Source organism: Bradyrhizobium sp. USDA 10063, from assembly GCF_054063735.1.
This window is the reverse complement of the sequence record NZ_JBSSGP010000002.1, coordinates 9,289,095-9,304,020: the sequence shown is the minus strand read 5'-3', so window position 1 is coordinate 9,304,020 and position 14,926 is coordinate 9,289,095. Positions and strand designations below refer to the sequence as shown.

15 protein-coding genes and 1 pseudogene are annotated in these 14,926 nt (G+C 62.8%); 8 read left to right on the top strand and 8 right to left on the bottom strand.

Translation table 11 applies throughout. The features are described from left to right. From ACVJGD_RS45220 to ACVJGD_RS45210, 3 genes and pseudogenes are all read left to right on the top strand, one after another. Positions 1–161 (top strand): annotated as a pseudogene (locus ACVJGD_RS45220) (glucose-1-phosphate thymidylyltransferase); the annotation flags it as partial. 12 nt (positions 162–173) lie between these two features. After that, a complete protein-coding gene (gene rfbB / locus ACVJGD_RS45215; protein WP_456640138.1) occupies positions 174–1,244 on the top strand; it encodes a dTDP-glucose 4,6-dehydratase in 1,071 nt (356 codons plus the stop codon). 146 nt (positions 1,245–1,390) lie between these two features. Next, on the top strand, positions 1,391–2,710 hold the full coding sequence (locus ACVJGD_RS45210; protein WP_456640137.1) for a UDP-glucose dehydrogenase family protein: 1,320 nt from the start codon (positions 1,391–1,393) through the stop codon (positions 2,708–2,710). Between the two features lie 19 nt (positions 2,711–2,729). Here the strand turns inward: ACVJGD_RS45210 and ACVJGD_RS45205 are convergent, their stop codons facing one another. The 5 genes from ACVJGD_RS45205 to ACVJGD_RS45185 form a co-directional block, all read right to left on the bottom strand. After that, complete coding sequence (locus tag ACVJGD_RS45205; RefSeq protein WP_456640136.1) at positions 2,730–2,939, bottom strand: hypothetical protein; 210 nt, start codon at positions 2,937–2,939, stop codon at positions 2,730–2,732. Between the two features lie 218 nt (positions 2,940–3,157). Next, on the bottom strand, positions 3,158–4,174 hold the full coding sequence (locus tag ACVJGD_RS45200; protein WP_456640135.1) for an NAD-dependent epimerase: 1,017 nt from the start codon (positions 4,172–4,174) through the stop codon (positions 3,158–3,160). A 137-nt stretch (positions 4,175–4,311) separates the two neighbouring features. Then, complete coding sequence (locus ACVJGD_RS45195) at positions 4,312–4,728, bottom strand: hypothetical protein (RefSeq protein ID WP_456640134.1); 417 nt, start codon at positions 4,726–4,728, stop codon at positions 4,312–4,314. 125 nt (positions 4,729–4,853) lie between these two features. Next, positions 4,854–5,009 carry a hypothetical protein gene (locus tag ACVJGD_RS45190; protein WP_456640133.1) on the bottom strand — a complete coding sequence of 52 codons (156 nt, stop codon included), beginning with the start codon at positions 5,007–5,009 and terminating at the stop codon, positions 4,854–4,856. 105 nt (positions 5,010–5,114) lie between these two features. Then, positions 5,115–5,270 carry a hypothetical protein gene (locus tag ACVJGD_RS45185; protein ID WP_456640132.1) on the bottom strand — a complete coding sequence of 52 codons (156 nt, stop codon included), beginning with the start codon at positions 5,268–5,270 and terminating at the stop codon, positions 5,115–5,117. 249 nt (positions 5,271–5,519) lie between these two features. On the opposite strand from ACVJGD_RS45185, the gene ku reads away from it, so the two are divergent. Further along, entirely contained in the window at positions 5,520–6,479 is a 960-nt protein-coding gene (ku, locus tag ACVJGD_RS45180) for a non-homologous end joining protein Ku (RefSeq protein ID WP_456640131.1), read from the top strand. A gap of 62 nt (positions 6,480–6,541) precedes the next feature. Further along, complete coding sequence (locus ACVJGD_RS45175; RefSeq protein ID WP_456640130.1) at positions 6,542–6,769, top strand: hypothetical protein; 228 nt, start codon at positions 6,542–6,544, stop codon at positions 6,767–6,769. A gap of 12 nt (positions 6,770–6,781) precedes the next feature. Here the strand turns inward: ACVJGD_RS45175 and ACVJGD_RS45170 are convergent, their stop codons facing one another. Together ACVJGD_RS45170 and ACVJGD_RS45165 are read right to left on the bottom strand one after the other, a co-directional pair. After that, entirely contained in the window at positions 6,782–6,952 is a 171-nt protein-coding gene (locus tag ACVJGD_RS45170) for a Flp family type IVb pilin (RefSeq protein ID WP_456640129.1), read from the bottom strand. 247 nt (positions 6,953–7,199) lie between these two features. Further along, on the bottom strand, positions 7,200–8,780 hold the full coding sequence (locus ACVJGD_RS45165; protein WP_456640128.1) for a porin: 1,581 nt from the start codon (positions 8,778–8,780) through the stop codon (positions 7,200–7,202). Between the two features lie 197 nt (positions 8,781–8,977). Between ACVJGD_RS45165 and ACVJGD_RS45160 the strand changes: the two genes are divergently transcribed. The 3 genes from ACVJGD_RS45160 (at position 8,978) to ACVJGD_RS45150 (ending at position 12,481) form a co-directional block, all read left to right on the top strand. Continuing rightward, the gene (locus tag ACVJGD_RS45160) at positions 8,978–10,771 is read left to right on the top strand and encodes a thiamine pyrophosphate-requiring protein (protein WP_456640127.1); all 1,794 of its coding nucleotides are present in this window, start codon (positions 8,978–8,980) and stop codon (positions 10,769–10,771) included. A gap of 178 nt (positions 10,772–10,949) precedes the next feature. Beyond that, positions 10,950–11,867, top strand: coding sequence for a PaaI family thioesterase (locus ACVJGD_RS45155; protein ID WP_456640126.1), 918 nt, complete (start codon positions 10,950–10,952; stop codon positions 11,865–11,867). Positions 11,868–11,998: 131 nt separating this feature from the next. Next, entirely contained in the window at positions 11,999–12,481 is a 483-nt protein-coding gene (locus ACVJGD_RS45150) for a hypothetical protein (RefSeq protein ID WP_456640125.1), read from the top strand. An 859-nt stretch (positions 12,482–13,340) separates the two neighbouring features. Here ACVJGD_RS45150 and ACVJGD_RS45145 read toward each other — a convergent pair. Then, the gene (locus ACVJGD_RS45145) at positions 13,341–14,921 is read right to left on the bottom strand and encodes an MDR family MFS transporter (protein ID WP_456640124.1); all 1,581 of its coding nucleotides are present in this window, start codon (positions 14,919–14,921) and stop codon (positions 13,341–13,343) included. Positions 14,922–14,926: the final 5 nt, after the last annotated feature.

Below are 14,926 nucleotides of genomic sequence, written 5' to 3'. Positions count from 1 at the left end.
TCCTCGAACAGCGCCAGGGCCTGCGCATCGCCTGCCCCGAGGAGATCGCGCTGCGCCAGGGTTACATCTCGCTCCAGGCGTTCGCCCGCGTGGCGCAGAAGACCGCCAAGAGCAGCTACGGCGAATATTTAATGTCGGTTTATCGTTCGTTTGAGCATTAGAGGCAGCTCACCATGCGTTTCAAAGGCTCGACCATTTTTGTCACCGGCGGCGCGGGTTTTATCGGCTCCGCCGTCGTACGTCATCTGCTGCGCGACACCCACGCCCGCGTCGTCAATATCGACAAGCTCACCTACGCGGCGAATCCCAATTCGCTGCCCGGCGCAGCCCAGAACCTGAACTACAGTTTCGAGAAGCAGTGCATTTGCGATGGCGCCGGCCTGCGCCGTCTGTTCGAGAAATACCAGCCCGACGCTGTGATGAACCTTGCCGCCGAGAGCCATGTCGACCGCTCGATCGACGGCCCCGGCGAATTTATCCAGACCAACATTGTCGGCACCTTCACCATCCTGCAGGAAGCGCTGCGCCATTGGCGCACGCTCTCGCCCGAGAGGCGCAAGCAATTCCGTTTCCTGCATATCTCGACCGACGAGGTCTTCGGCTCGCTTGGCGACGACGGCTTCTTCACGGAAACCACGGCGTACGCGCCGAATTCGCCCTATTCGGCGAGCAAGGCGTCCTCCGACCATCTGGTGCGCGCCTGGCGCGAGACCTATGAATTGCCGACGCTGGTCACCAACTGCTCGAACAATTACGGCCCGTACCATTTTCCGGAAAAGCTGATTCCGCACATGATCATCAAGGGCCTCGCCGGCGAGCCCCTCCCCGTCTACGGCGACGGCAAGAACATCCGCGACTGGCTCTATGTCGAGGATCATGCGAAGGCGCTCACATTGGTGCTCGAGCGCGGCATGGTCGGCGAGACCTACAATGTCGGCGGCCGCAACGAGCGCACCAACCTTCACGTGGTCGAAACCATCTGCGATCTCCTCGACGAAATCGCCCCTGCCGCGCAGGGCCCGCGCCGCAACCTGATCACCTTCGTCGCCGACCGCCCCGGCCACGACCGCCGCTACGCCATCGACGCGTCCAAGCTGGAACGCGAACTGGGATGGAATGCGCTGGAAACATTCGAAAGCGGCATTGCGAAAACCGCGCGCTGGTTCTGTGACAACCGTCCGTGGTGGCAGGCCATCCTCGATCACGGCTACCAACGCGCGCGCATTGGGCTGGGATCGGCCTAAGCCCCGCAAGCGGGCTGGGGATTGCCTTTGACCGTCATTTGGTCATCATGGAAATGGTTCAGCTATGTCTTTCAAGTCATAGCGCGACGCATCCACACGCGCCTCAACGTGGGCGGTCCACTTAGGAAGAGCTTGCAGGATCCGATATGCGAATAACAATGGTGGGCACGGGTTACGTCGGCCTTGTCTCTGGAGCCTGCTTTGCCGACTTCGGCCATCAGGTCACCTGTGTCGACAAGAATGCGGAAAAGATCGCGGCGCTCAAGCGTGGCGAGATTCCGATCTTCGAACCGGATCTTGATCGGCTGGTGGACGCCAACACGCGGGCCGGACGACTGTCGTTCACGACCGACCTCGCCGATCCCGTCTCTCACTCCGACGCCGTTTTCATCGCGGTCGGGACCCCGTCGCGCCGCGGCGATGGTCATGCGGACCTCAGCTACGTCTACGCGGCGGCGCGCGAGATTGCGGCGAGCCTGAAGGATTTCACTGTTGTCATCACCAAATCGACGGTTCCGGTCGGGACCGGCGACGAGGTCGAGAGGCTCATTCGCGAGGCCAATCCCGACGCCGACGTCGTGGTCGCCTCCAATCCCGAATTCCTGCGCGAGGGCGCGGCCATCCGGGACTTCAAGCATCCCGACCGCATCGTCGCCGGCACTGATGACGAGCGGGCCAGAAAGACCATCGCCGAGATCTATCGTCCGCTCTACCTCAATCAGGCGCCGGTCATGTTCACCGGCCGCCGCACCGCGGAGCTGATCAAATACGCCGCGAACGCCTTCCTCGCCACCAAGATCACCTTCATCAACGAAATTGCCGATCTTGCCGAGAAGGTCGGCGCCGACGTGCAGGAGGTCGCGCGCGGTATCGGCCTTGATAATCGCATCGGCACCAAGTTTCTCCACGCCGGCCCCGGTTTCGGCGGATCGTGCTTTCCGAAGGACACGCGTGCCCTGATCAAGACGGCACAGGACTATGAGGCGCCGATCCGCATCGTCGAAGCGGTGCTGGCGGTGAATGAAAACCGCAAGCGCGCGATGGCGCGCAAGGTCGCCTCCATCCTTGGCGGGTCGCTGCGCGGCAAGACCATCGCGCTGCTCGGCCTGACCTTCAAACCCAACACCGACGACATGCGCGAGTCGCCATCGATCCCGTTGACGACGGCGCTGCAGGATCTGGGAGCGAAGATCAGGGCCTATGATCCGGAAGGCATCGAACAGGCGCGCTCCGAACTATCCGACGTCACCTATTGTGACGGCCCGTATAGTTGCGCCGAGGGCGCCGACGCGCTGGTGATCGTGACCGAGTGGGAACAGTTCCGCGCACTCGATCTGGAGGGCTTGAAGCAGAAGATGGCCAATCCGGCCATCGTCGATCTTCGCAACATCTATCGACCGAGCGACGTCGTCGCCCACGGGTTCAAATACGAAAGCGTGGGCAGACCGACTCCGTCCGCAAGCTAGAGCCGAGCGACAACTGCCATCAGTCCGGGATCAACGCGCCGGCGCGGTCATGCGTCTTCGGACGCGGTGACGCTTCAGCGACCGAAGGCTTCTCGGACGAACCGCGCATCCCATAAGGCGCGTACAGCAGATAATGCGCCCGACGCTTTCGCGAGCGCCAGTCGCGCACCGCATATCCCAGAACAAAGCCCACTGAAAAGGTGGCAAGCAAAATCAACGCGGGAAACATGACATCGGTCCAATATGCTTGCTGGCAATATATCTTGTTCTGACAATATTTTCATGTGCCGGTTGTGACGACATCATGATTGCCGGCGCTGAAACATTATTCAGACGCCTGATTTAATGTGCAGGCGGCTGCCTCGATCTTGATCAGAGACAACTTTGCGACGGCTGACGGTACGCCGTTATGACGGCAGGGCAATGCTTCGAAACTGAAGCTGGCAGTCACACGCGATGATAGTCGCGGAACCAGGCGACGAACTTCGCAACGCCATCCTCGATCCGGGTATGCGGCCGAAAGTTTATCTCGCGCGCGAGATCATCGACATCCGCAAAGGTCGCGGGCACGTCGCCGGGCTGCATGGGCAGCAGCACCTTCTCGGCCTCGCGGCCAAGTCCCTTCTCCAGCAGCGTCACCACGTGCATCAATTCTTCCGGCTTGTTGTTGCCGATATTGTAGATGCGCCATGGCGCCTTGCTCGAGCTCGGATTGGGCTTGTCGCCGGACCAGTCCGGATCGCCCTGCGGCACGTGATCGACGAGCCGCGTCATCGCCTCGACGACATCATCGACATAGGTGAAATCGCGCCGCATGTTGCCGTTATTGAACAGGTTGATCGGCTTGCCCTCGCTGATCGCGCGGGCAAAAAGATAGAGCGCCATGTCGGGCCGATACCAGGGGCCGTATACGGTGAAGAAGCGAAGCCCGGTCATCGGGATGCCGTAGAGGTGGCTGTAGGAATGGGCGAGCAGTTCGTTCGCCTTCTTGGTCGCGGCATAGAGGCTGATCGGATGATCGACATTGTCGCGCACGGAGAACGGCAGCTTGGTGTTGGCGCCGTAGACCGAGGAGGACGACGCGAACAAGAGATGCCGGCAGCCATGATGCCGGCAGCCTTCCAGGATGTTGATGAAGCCTTCCAGATTGGCATCGGCGTAGGCGTGGGGATTCTGCAGCGAGTACCTGACGCCCGCCTGCGCCGCCAGATGGACCACCACCGGAAAGCGGTACTGCTCGAACAGCGCCTTCATGCCGGAACGGTCGGCGAGGTCGAGCTTGTGGAAGGTGAAGTTCGGATGCTCCTTGATGAGGTCGAGGCGGGCGAGCTTGAGCGCCGGATCGTAATAGTCGTTGAGATTGTCGATGCCGATGACGCGCTGGCCGGCCGCGAGCAGCCGTTGCGTCAGATGAAGACCGATGAACCCCGCGCAACCCGTAACCAGCAAATCGTCTGCAGACACCGCTTACCTTCCTTCGCGCCATAGCGCCCAGCATTCGGCGCCCATGATCGCCGGACAATGCGTCGCTGTGAAGGCTTCAGCAGGACCGATCGGCCATTATCCTTGACGGGCAGAACCGGCCGCCCGCTGCCAGGCGCCTAATTGCTCGCGGACGGCTTATAGTCCGGAAACCGGCTCAGCACGGCGGCCTTCATGAACTTGAAGTGCGCGATCGCGGCGGCGAGTTCCTTCAGCCGGCGCTGGCCGTTGGCGATCTCGGCGTCGAACAAGTCCTGGTGATAGTTGTCGAGCGGCTCGCGCTCCAGATACTCGTCGGTGCCGTTGCCGAGCGTCACCGCGGCGCGCGCCAGCACGTCGTCGACGCGGCGGCTGAGGCCGCTCTGCTCGCTCTCGGCGGCCTGCAGCGCCTCGTCGATCGCGGCCACGATGGATCCCACCCGCAGCCGGTCCGTCTCGGCGTCGCGCTCGGGCGAACGCGCCCGGAAACCCTCATCGATCCCCAGCCGGGTCTTGATGAAGTTCTGCGCTCGGGATCGCAAGAAGAGCTGAAACATCTGCATTCGTCCGGTCCGGCCCTTTACGAGGCAACGCGCAAAAGTCGCTCCGGCTTAGTTAAGGAACGGTAAAGTTGCGGTGCTCGCGCCCCGCGGCGATCGGCCATGGGAGCGTGCCTCGCGGATCAGGAGAAACACCAGAGCATCAATTTCAGGAACAGCGAACCCAAAAGATAGACCCAGCCCGCCATGGCGAGCAATGCCACGGCCAGGAATGCGCCGGAGAAACTGCGCGCCTTCACCCGCGTCAGGAGCGAGACTTTTTCTGGTGGGGAGAGCATTCCGGATCTGCGGTGGAAACCTTCAGATCCCAGTCCTACGATGCAAATTCGATAAACTGGTGACGCTCGGCGACCAGCCCATCAGCCGCGTCCCGGCAACGCATCTCAGGTGTGGAAGAATACGAACCAGATCGCGCCGAGGATCAGAACCGCGAGCCCGGTCGAAATCGACAACAGCGCGGCCACGGAGGGTCCCGGTTCAGCCTGCCTTGCCTCGGTCGCGGTCTCAACGATCCGGCCGTCTCGGTGTGTCGTTGCCATGCGCCACCTCATTCCATTCGGTTAACGGTGTCCCGTCCGGCCAACGCATGATCGGAAGCGATGTTCCGGATGTTTGGCGGCAGGCCTGACGAGCCGATCCGTCGCACTGGGACTGCAGGAAATCCGCAAGAACCATGCGGGCCATCAGCGGTTAACGTCATTGGCAGATTCACCGTTTGGCCATGTTTGAAACCGGGTTCCGCGGTGGTATCCTCCGCCTCCCGTCTGTTGCGTCTTCGGAGTATCCCTATGGCCCCCCGCGCCAACTGGAAGGGTTTTCTGCGACTGTCGCTCGTGACCTGCCCGGTCGCGCTCTACCCGGCCACGTCGGACACCGAAAAGGTCTCCTTCAACCAGGTCAATCGCAAGACCGGGCATCGCATCAAATACGCCAAGGTCGATGCCGAAACCGGCGAGGAAGTCGCCGCCGAAGACATCATGAAGGGCTACAAGGTCGATACCGACACCTACATCGAGATCACCAAGGACGAGCTCGACGACATCGCCCTGGAATCGACCCGCACCATCGAGATCGATGAATTCGTGCCGAAGGCGGACATCGACAGCCGCTATCTGATCCGCCCCTATTACCTCGTCCCGGACGGCAAGGTCGGCCATGACGCGTTCGCGGTGATCCGCGAGACCATCCGCAGCCTGAACAAGGTCGCGATCGGCCGCGTGGTGCTGACCAACCGCGAGCATGTCATCGCGCTGGAGCCGCTCGGCAAGGGCCTGATGGGGACGCTGCTGCGCTACCCCTACGAGGTTCGCGACGAGAAGGAATATTTCGACGACGTGCAGGACGTGAAGATCACCAAGGACATGCTCGATCTCGCCAAGCACATCGTCGAGCAGAAGTCGGCGGACTTCGATCCCGAGGAGTTCGACGACCGTTACGAAACCGCGCTGATCGAATTGATCAACCAGAAACGCAACGGCCTGCCGGTAGCGAAGCCCGCGCCGAAATCGACCGGCAATGTCATCAACCTGATGGATGCGCTCAAGCGCAGCCTTGCCAATGAGAAGCAGGCGCCCGCTCCCGCTAAGGCAAAAGGCAAAAAGCCGAAGAAGCGGGTCGAGGGCCAGCGTGAAATGCTGTTGCCGATCGCCGGAAGCGGCAGCGGCGCCGGCAAGCGCGCCGCCAAGGAAGAGCCGAAGAAGGCGGAAAAGCCCGTGCGCGCGCCGACCCGGACCAAGAAGGCCGGATAGGCGGGAGCGGCGGCAACGTTTCATGCATGCAATGATCGCGACCCGGCAGCCGGCAAGCTGAAATGCCGTGGTCGACGCCTTTCGAGCAGCCGATCGTCCTGCGCGGCGGCCGCAAGCTGGTGACGCTCCAGCACGCCGCTGACTACATCATGAAGCTGCCTGAGCCGGTGCAGCAGCGCGAGCGCTGGCAAACCGCCGTGGAGACACTGATCCATGCTGCCGAGAGCGGCGGCGGCTGGCTGATGTTTGCGCGGATCGCAATGCTGCGCGCGCTCAACGAAGACGGCTGAGGCCACGACCAGCTATCGCTGCGCCACCGCGTCGCTTGCCTGGAGGAAGAATGCCTTGACGCTCGTGCCGACGCCGTAGACCGCGGTGATGATCACGATGCTGAGGCCGCCGGCGATGATGGCATATTCGATCGAGGTTGCCCCGCACCGGTCGCTGCAAAATCTCGAAATCAACTGGCGCATCAAAATCCCCACCGACGCCTCGCACGGGTTTCTCCCGCCCGCGTCTCGGCGGCAACCTAGAGGTTGACTGGTTGACGCCGCATTGATGGACAGGATGAACGATTGATTAAGGCTCTGCGTCGATTGCGCCGGCAAATCAGCGGGCCGCCGCGACGGGCGAGCCGCTGACACGTGACGCGCAGCAATCCGGAACGAGACGCCGGATTGCTACGTCGCCGTTTCCTCGCAAAGCGCGAGACGAAGGCGATCAGAAGTTACGCTGCGCGCGAAGCTGCAGCTCGAACGTATCCTGATCCTTGAACTCGTAGCGGGCGGACGGCTTCGGCGCGGACGCGCCAAGCACGGCCGAACCCTCGAAGTTCTGGTCGAGATGGAACCACTGGAATTCGGCCGAGAAGGTCAGGTTCTTGACCGGGGTCCAGCGCGTGACCACGCCAAGCTGCGACAGGTTGAAGTCGGGGTTGCAGACGTAGTCCGCACTGACCGCCCTGGCCGGCGTGGTGTAGTTCGCGCACATGAAGGCCTTGGCGGCGCCGTCATAGCGGACCGCCACATACGAGCCGAAGAGGCTCGACGACCAATATGGGTCCCAGTTGTGGTTGAACGCCCCGCGAACGCCGAAGGCCTCCGTCAGATGCAGCGAGCCGTCGCCGCCGGCCGCGACCGGCAGATAGACGGCGTCGGTCGTCGCACCGAACCCGATGCTCTGATAGGCGCCGGGAGCGCTGGTGCTGCCGAACATCGCAAAGCTTGGCGAGGTTGAAGCCGACGAGACGACGTACTTCGTCGCCCCCTTGGCATAGCTCGCGTCCATCTTGATGTCGTCGCCGGCACCGGTCGGGATGTTCTTGATCTGCAGCGCCGCCTGCACCGCGCCGCCCCAGGAGTCGTCGGGATGTCCGGAAAGCTCGGATGCCGTGGTCGGCGCCGCGCCCGGCAGGCCGACGGCGCCCGCCGGCGCACCGAGCGCGTTGAGCGTGTTATAGGAGCCGCTCACTTCATGCGCGGCGGCCGAAATCTGGAACAGACCCCAGGCCTGGTCGATGCGGATGTTGCCGACAACATCGGGCGCGCGAACGCCGGCATAGGCGTTGCCGGTGTTGAACGTGGCGTTGAGCGGCAGCGACAGGTTGTAAACCGCGGTGCGGTCCCACACCGTCGGATCGTCGAGCCCGATGCTCGCTGATATGCCGTTGCCGAACTGCGCCGTGTACTGGATGTTGTTGACGCCGGTATCAGTGTCCTGGCCGCCGAGCAGGAAGTCCGTGATATTGCCGGGGTAGCCCTGCCAAGGCGACGCGTAGGCAGACGCCGACTGACCGAAGGTGAAGCCTGCGAACTGGATAAAGAGGTACTGGATGGAAACGTAGCCGCCGCCGGGCGTGTCGAGCAACTGCGCGCCGGCGACCGGAAGCGAGCCGTTGATCGAGTTCGGGTTGAAGGTGTTGTTGCCGAGCGTAGAGAACTGAAACCGGCCCATCCCGAAGGTACGGACCGTGCCATATTCGGTCGCTGTGCGGGTATCGATTGACAACGCCATACGGGAGCGCGCTGCGAAGTAGTCACGATAGCGGTTACCCTGGCCGATATCGCCATTCCAAGCGGGCTGGCCCTGCACGCCGCCGTTGAATGTGGCGTCGACCCGGAGATAGCCGCCGATCTTGATACAGGTGTCGGTGCCCGGAATGTACCAGAAGCCGGCACCGTACAGCGAGCAGACCTTCACATATTCGACGGCCTTCGCCTTGATTGGAAGATCGGCCGCCTGTGCGCCGCTTGCCACAAGGCCGGCGGCTGTGCCGAGAATAAGTGTTCGCGCCCGTACCATCTTAAAAGTCTCCTGATCCCCAACATGCACACGCATGTTGGCGTGGTAACTAATGCAAAAAATTCCGTGAAGAATAACAACGCGGTGAAGTCGATGCTGTTGGCTCCGCGCTGTGGCGTTTTCGCCACGTCAATGGTTCGAGGTACGTCGAATAATCTCATTCGCCTCCTGCAGATCAGATCTGACAGCACAAAGTTTTGATACGTCATTCGCGCACTGCGGCCCTCCGCATCGCTAGACGCATAACTGCAGCCCCGAGATGCGCACGACGCACGCTTTACGCGCCCGCGAAATCCTGTTCCTCTGGTGCAAAGCGGTCGGATGAACCGGCCGCGACCCAAGGGAGAGATACGGCCATGAAGCTCGGCACGGCGATTGCGGAAATCATGAAGCTCGAGGGGATCGAGATTCTCTGCGGCTATCCCGTCAATCATCTGATTGAGCACGCCGCCAACGCCGATATCCGCCCTATCATGGTGCGGCAGGAGCGCATCGGCGTGCACATGGCGGACGCGATCTCTCGCGTCACGTCCGGCCGCAGCATCGGCGCGTTCTGCATGCAGCACGGCCCCGGCTCTGAGAATGCGATGGGTGGCGTCGCGCAGTGCTTCGGCGAGTCGGTGCCCGTGCTGGTGCTGCCGATGGGCTATCCACGCCGGCTTTCGAACGTCGAGCCGAACTTCAATTCCAGCCAGGCGATGAAGGCGTTCACGAAATCGTCAGAGCCGATCATTCTCGCTTCCGAGGTGTGCAACATCTTCCGTCGGGCCTTCACCAAATTGAAGAACGGTCGCGGCGGCCCGGTCATCGTCGAAATCCCCGCCGATATGTGGAACGAGGAGGTGCCGGAGCCCTTGAACTACACGCCGGTGCTGCGCACCCGCTACGGCGCCGACCCCGCGCATGCGAAGGAGGCGGCCGAACTCCTGATCAAGGCCAAGCGTCCCGTGATCTATGCCGGCCAGGGCGTGCATTACGCGCGTGCCTGGCCGCAACTGAAGCGCCTTGCCGAACGGCTCGCAATTCCCGTTACCACGAGTCTCGGCGGTAAGTCGTCATTTCCGGAGACGCATCCGCTCTCGCTCGGCTCGGGCGGTCTCGCCGTGCCGCGCGCGGTGCCGAAATTCCTCGCTGAGGCCGACGTGATCTTCGGCATCGGCTGCTCGTTCACGGAAACGAACTTCGGCATCGCGATGCCGAAGGGCAAGACCATCATCCATTCGACCCTCGACCCCAATCATCTGAACAAGGATGTCGAGGCCAGGATCGGCCTGGTCGGCGATGCCGCGCTCGTGCTCGATGCGCTGCTCGAGGAGATCGGCAAGACCGTCACGTCGGATCGGGATGCCAGCGCGGTCACCGCCGAGATTGCCGCCATCAACAACGAGTGGCTCGCGAAATGGATGCCGAAGCTCACCCATAACGAGGCGCCGCTCAATCCCTATCGCGTGCTCTGGGACCTGCAGCACACCGTCGACATCCACAACACCATCATCACCCACGATGCCGGCAGCCCGCGCGACCAGCTCTCGCCGTTCTGGAAGTCGGTCGAGCCCCTCTCCTATCTCGGCTGGGGCAAGACCACGCAGCTCGGCTATGGGCTCGGGCTCGCGATGGGCGCCAAGCTCGCGATGCCGGACAAGCTCTGCATCAACGTCTGGGGCGATGCCGCCATCGGCTTCACCGGCATGGATTTCGAGACCGCGGTGCGTGAGCGCATCCCGATCATGTCGATCCTGCTCAACAATTTCTCGATGGCGATCGAATTGAAGGTGATGCCGATCTCGACCGAGAAATACCGCTCGACCGACATTTCCGGCGACTACGCCGCGATGGCGCGCGCCTTCGGCGGCTATGGCGAGCGCGTGATCAGGCCTGAGGACATCGTGCCGGCGATCAAGCGCGGCATCCAGAAGACCAAGGAAGGCGTCCCGGTTCTGCTCGAATTCATCACCAGCAAGGAAACCGAGGTGTCGAGGCCGGGGACGTAGCTGCTGTAGGGTGGGCAAAGCGACTTGTCCGCCGTCATTGCGAGCGCAGCGAAGCAATCCATGCCTCCGCAAGTGGCGAGATGGATTGCTTCGCTGCGCTCGCAATGACGGGGATTCTGATCGGAAGCGAGCACGGAAATTTTTTGCTCAGTTCGCCGCAGTGGTTTAAGACGTCGGCATGTCCGAGACATCGACGTTCAATACGCCGCTACCCTTCGACGAATTGGCCGAGGCCATCAAGCGGCGCCGCTCCACCTATGGACAGATCAGCGGACTGCAGCTCGTTCGCGCCGCGCCCGGCGAAGCCTGGTCACGCCTGCCATATCGGCCGGTCTTCGTCGGCGATACGCAGACCGGCGTTCTTCATGGCGGCGTGGTCACCGCCATGCTCGACGAGAGCTGCGGCATGGCCGTACAGCTCGCGCTGGACGGTACGCGCGCCATCGCTACCCTCGACCTGCGCATCGATTACCAGAAGCCCGCCACACCGGGCCTCGACATCAACGCGCATTCGATCTGCTATCGCGTCACCCGCTCCATCGCGTTCGTGCGCGCAACCGCCTACCAGGATTCCGAGGACGATCCGGTCGCCACTGCAACCGCCTGTTTCATGGTCGGCGCGAACCGCACCAACATGCTGTTCGACAAGCCGCGCGATGACGCCGCGCTGCCCGTGCTCGAAGCACCGGATGAGCCCACGGGCCCGTTCGCAAACAGCCCCTTCGCGCGGTGTCTCGGCATCCGCATCGGCGAGGATGGCACGCTGGTCATGCCGTTCTCGCCGAAGATCATCGGCAATCCCCTGCTGCCCGCCATCCATGGCGGCATGACCGGCGCCTTCCTGGAGACCGCCGCGGTCGTGGGCGTGACGCGCGAGCTCGGCGTTTCGGCGCCACCGAAGCCGATTGGCCTGACGATCAACTATCTCCGCTCCGGCCGCGCCCTCGACAGCCACGCCAGGGTCTCCATCGTCAAGCAGGGACGGCGCGTCGTCGCTTTCGAGGCGCAGGCCTGGCAGGATGACCCAGCCAGGCCGATCGCCTCGGCGTTCGGTCATTTCATGCTGAGGCGATCACCTGATCTCGATGAGGAATAGGCTCGTCACTCCAGCTACACGCGGCCATGGATTGGCTTGCCGCCCTATTGCTTGCCAATGCACCGTTAGGTAGAACCGCCGGCGGTGGGTGTGGTTGGGCGGCGGGGTTTATGCGGTACGGAAAAGTTCTTGTGCTCCTGGCATTCATTGTGCCGGGGCTGGCGGGGTGCGCGACGCCGCAGGCGATGACGGTGGTCAACGACGCAACCGTTACCGCCAATCCGAAATACCGAAATGCGGTGGGCGTTCGGTCGGTCACCGGCGGGCGATTGATGAACGTGCTGACGGTGATGGGCGTCACCGATGAACAATTCAAGACCGCGCTTGAAAGCAGCCTCGCCACCAACGGCTATCTGGCGCAGTCCGGCACGCCGAAATTCTACGTCGACGTCGAAATCGCAAACCTCGATCAGCCGGCCATCGGGCTTGACCTCGATGTTACGGCGAGCGTGAACTACAAGGTTTCCGGCGCCGGCCCCGAGGCGTCATATCCGATCAGGACCACGGCGCGGGCGACGTTCGCCGACTCGCCGGTCGCTGCCGACCGCATGCGGATCGCGAACGAGCGCGTAATGCAGCAGAACATCAAGCAGTTCCTTCAGTCGCTGCGCTAGCAACGACTGGCTTCGTAGCCAGGACTCTTGCGCTGTTGGACGAATTATCTAAGCGATTTCAACGTGATTTGCCCCGTCCAGTCCTTCGCGCAAAAATATTCCGCTTCCGTCGTCGGGCAAATCAGCATTATGACTCCGCGCATCTCACCCGAATGAGGGGCGGCTCGCGATCGTCACGAACGTTGCGGTGGGATGCGGTGGACGAGGGTGTTGCGACTGACGAGCGTGGCACTCGCGGACGGCGACGTCGTGTGGTTCTGGCGCCCCGACGCTGGCGCTAAGTTTTTTGCGTGAACAAATTCACGCGAGAGATGACGGTGGCAAGAAAGCCCGGTCACCGGGAAGAGCACGAAGTAAGCCGTAAACCATCGCGCAGGGAAAGCCGGAGTTGCTTCGGTTGACCTGTGGTCCTACCCCCGTGCTTTTTGTTGCACGGGGCCCACGGGTGCAACCGGCACCCGGCTTTCCCTGCGTCCTCTGATGATTGAGGGGGCGAAACGAGACGCAAAGCTCGGACGCATCGCGCCGCGAGAATGCGGACTCATATTCCCTCGCACACACTCCACCGTCATGCCCGCGCAGGCGGGCATCCAGTAATCGGCAGCCTCTCGGCTCAAGCTCAACCGCCTCTGGAATACTGGATCGTCCGGTCAAGCCGGACGATGACAGCGGAAAGCTGTTTGACATTTGAATCAGAACTCACCCCCCCCCCCCGTCGTCCCGGGCAAGCGAAGCGCGACCCCGGGACCCATAACCACAGGGCGTCGTTATGTGCTCCGCTGCAACCGCTTGCTCGCGCCACAACAACTGCCTGTGGTTATGGGTCCCCGCTTTCTCGCGGGGACGACAGCGGTGCAATCTACTCAGCCATTTCCACCTGGCGCGTGGTCGGGCCTGCGAGCGGCCGTTCTTCCATGATGGTGATGCACAGCGCAGCAATGGCGAGCAGCACGGCGGCGGCGCCGAAGACGAAGCGGAAGGCCGTGATCATGTCGCCGACAGGAATCGAGCTCACCGCGCCATGATGTTCGCCGGCGAGCGAAATGTCGGCGCCGAGCGCCATCAACAGGATCGCGGCGAACGCCGCCACCGTGAACGACGCCATCAGCGCGCGGAAGAAGTTCATCGCGCCGGTTATGGTGCCGACCTGCGAGCGCGCCACCGCATTCTGCAGAGAGACCACGCTGACCGGGAACGTCGTGCCGAGGCCGAGCGCGAACACCGACATCAGCGAGAGCAGCCCCCACAGCGGCAATGTGGTCATTGCCATCGCCACGCCGCAGAGGGCGGCGACCGAGGTGCCGACGATCGCCACGCGCTTGTAATGCTTGGCGCGCGCCATCGTCCGGCCGGCGATCGCCGCGCCGCAGGTCGAGACCGCGGCAAGCGGGATCAGCGCCAGGCCGGCTTCGCTGGCGCTGAGGTGATAGACCACTTCGTAGTAGAGCGGCAGGTGCACCGTCAGCCCGACGATCGCACCGAGCGCGCAACTGCCTGCAATGATCGCGAAAGGAACGACCGTTCCGCTCAAGAGCGACAGCGGCAGGAACGGCTCGTCCGCCCTGCCCGCGTGCCAGATGAACGTCGCGGCGAGCGCGAAGGACGCGCCGATCATCGCCATGATCACCGGCGACAGCCAGGCAAAATGGTTGCCGCCCCAGGTCAGCACCAGCATGAACACGACGGCGGAGGCCATCAGGAGGATGCCGCCAAGCCAATCCACCTTGCGCCTGCGGTGGAACACCGGAATCTTGCCCATTTTCGGCAACAGCAGCGCGAGTGCGGCAAACGACAGCGGCAGGTTGATCCAGAAGATCATCGACCAGTGCAGATGCTCGGCGAACACGCCGCCGATCACCGGCCCAGCGATGCCGCCGGCCATCCAGACGCTGCTGAAATAGGCCTGGTACTGGCCCCGCTCGCGCGGGCTGACCACGTCGGAAATCACGGTCTGCACGACAGGCATGATGCCGCCGCCGCCGAGCCCCTGCAGGCCGCGCGCCAGGATCAACACCGTGATGTTGGGCGCTATCGCACACAGGATCGAGCCGACGACGAACAGGCTGAGCGAGGTAACGATCATGGCGCGGCGGCCATAGATGTCGCTCAAGGTGCCGAACACCGGCGCGACCGCGGTCGACGCCAACAAATAGGCCGTGATCACCCAGGACAGGTTGGAGACGTCGCCGAACTGACGGCCGATGGTCGGCAGCGCCGTGGCGACGATGGTCTGGTCGAGCGCCGCCAGGAACATCGTCAGCATCAGGCTGATCACGATGGTGCGGACTTCGTCGGGGGCAAGCGGAGCCGGCGGCGCCAGCGGCGGCGCATCGGTGAGGTCGATAACCTCGGTCGGCAGGCGGGACAGCTCTTCGGCTACGTCTGCAGGCAATGTCTGCCGGTCGGCAGGTCCACTGCTCTGCCGTTCGAACTTGTTCATCTCGG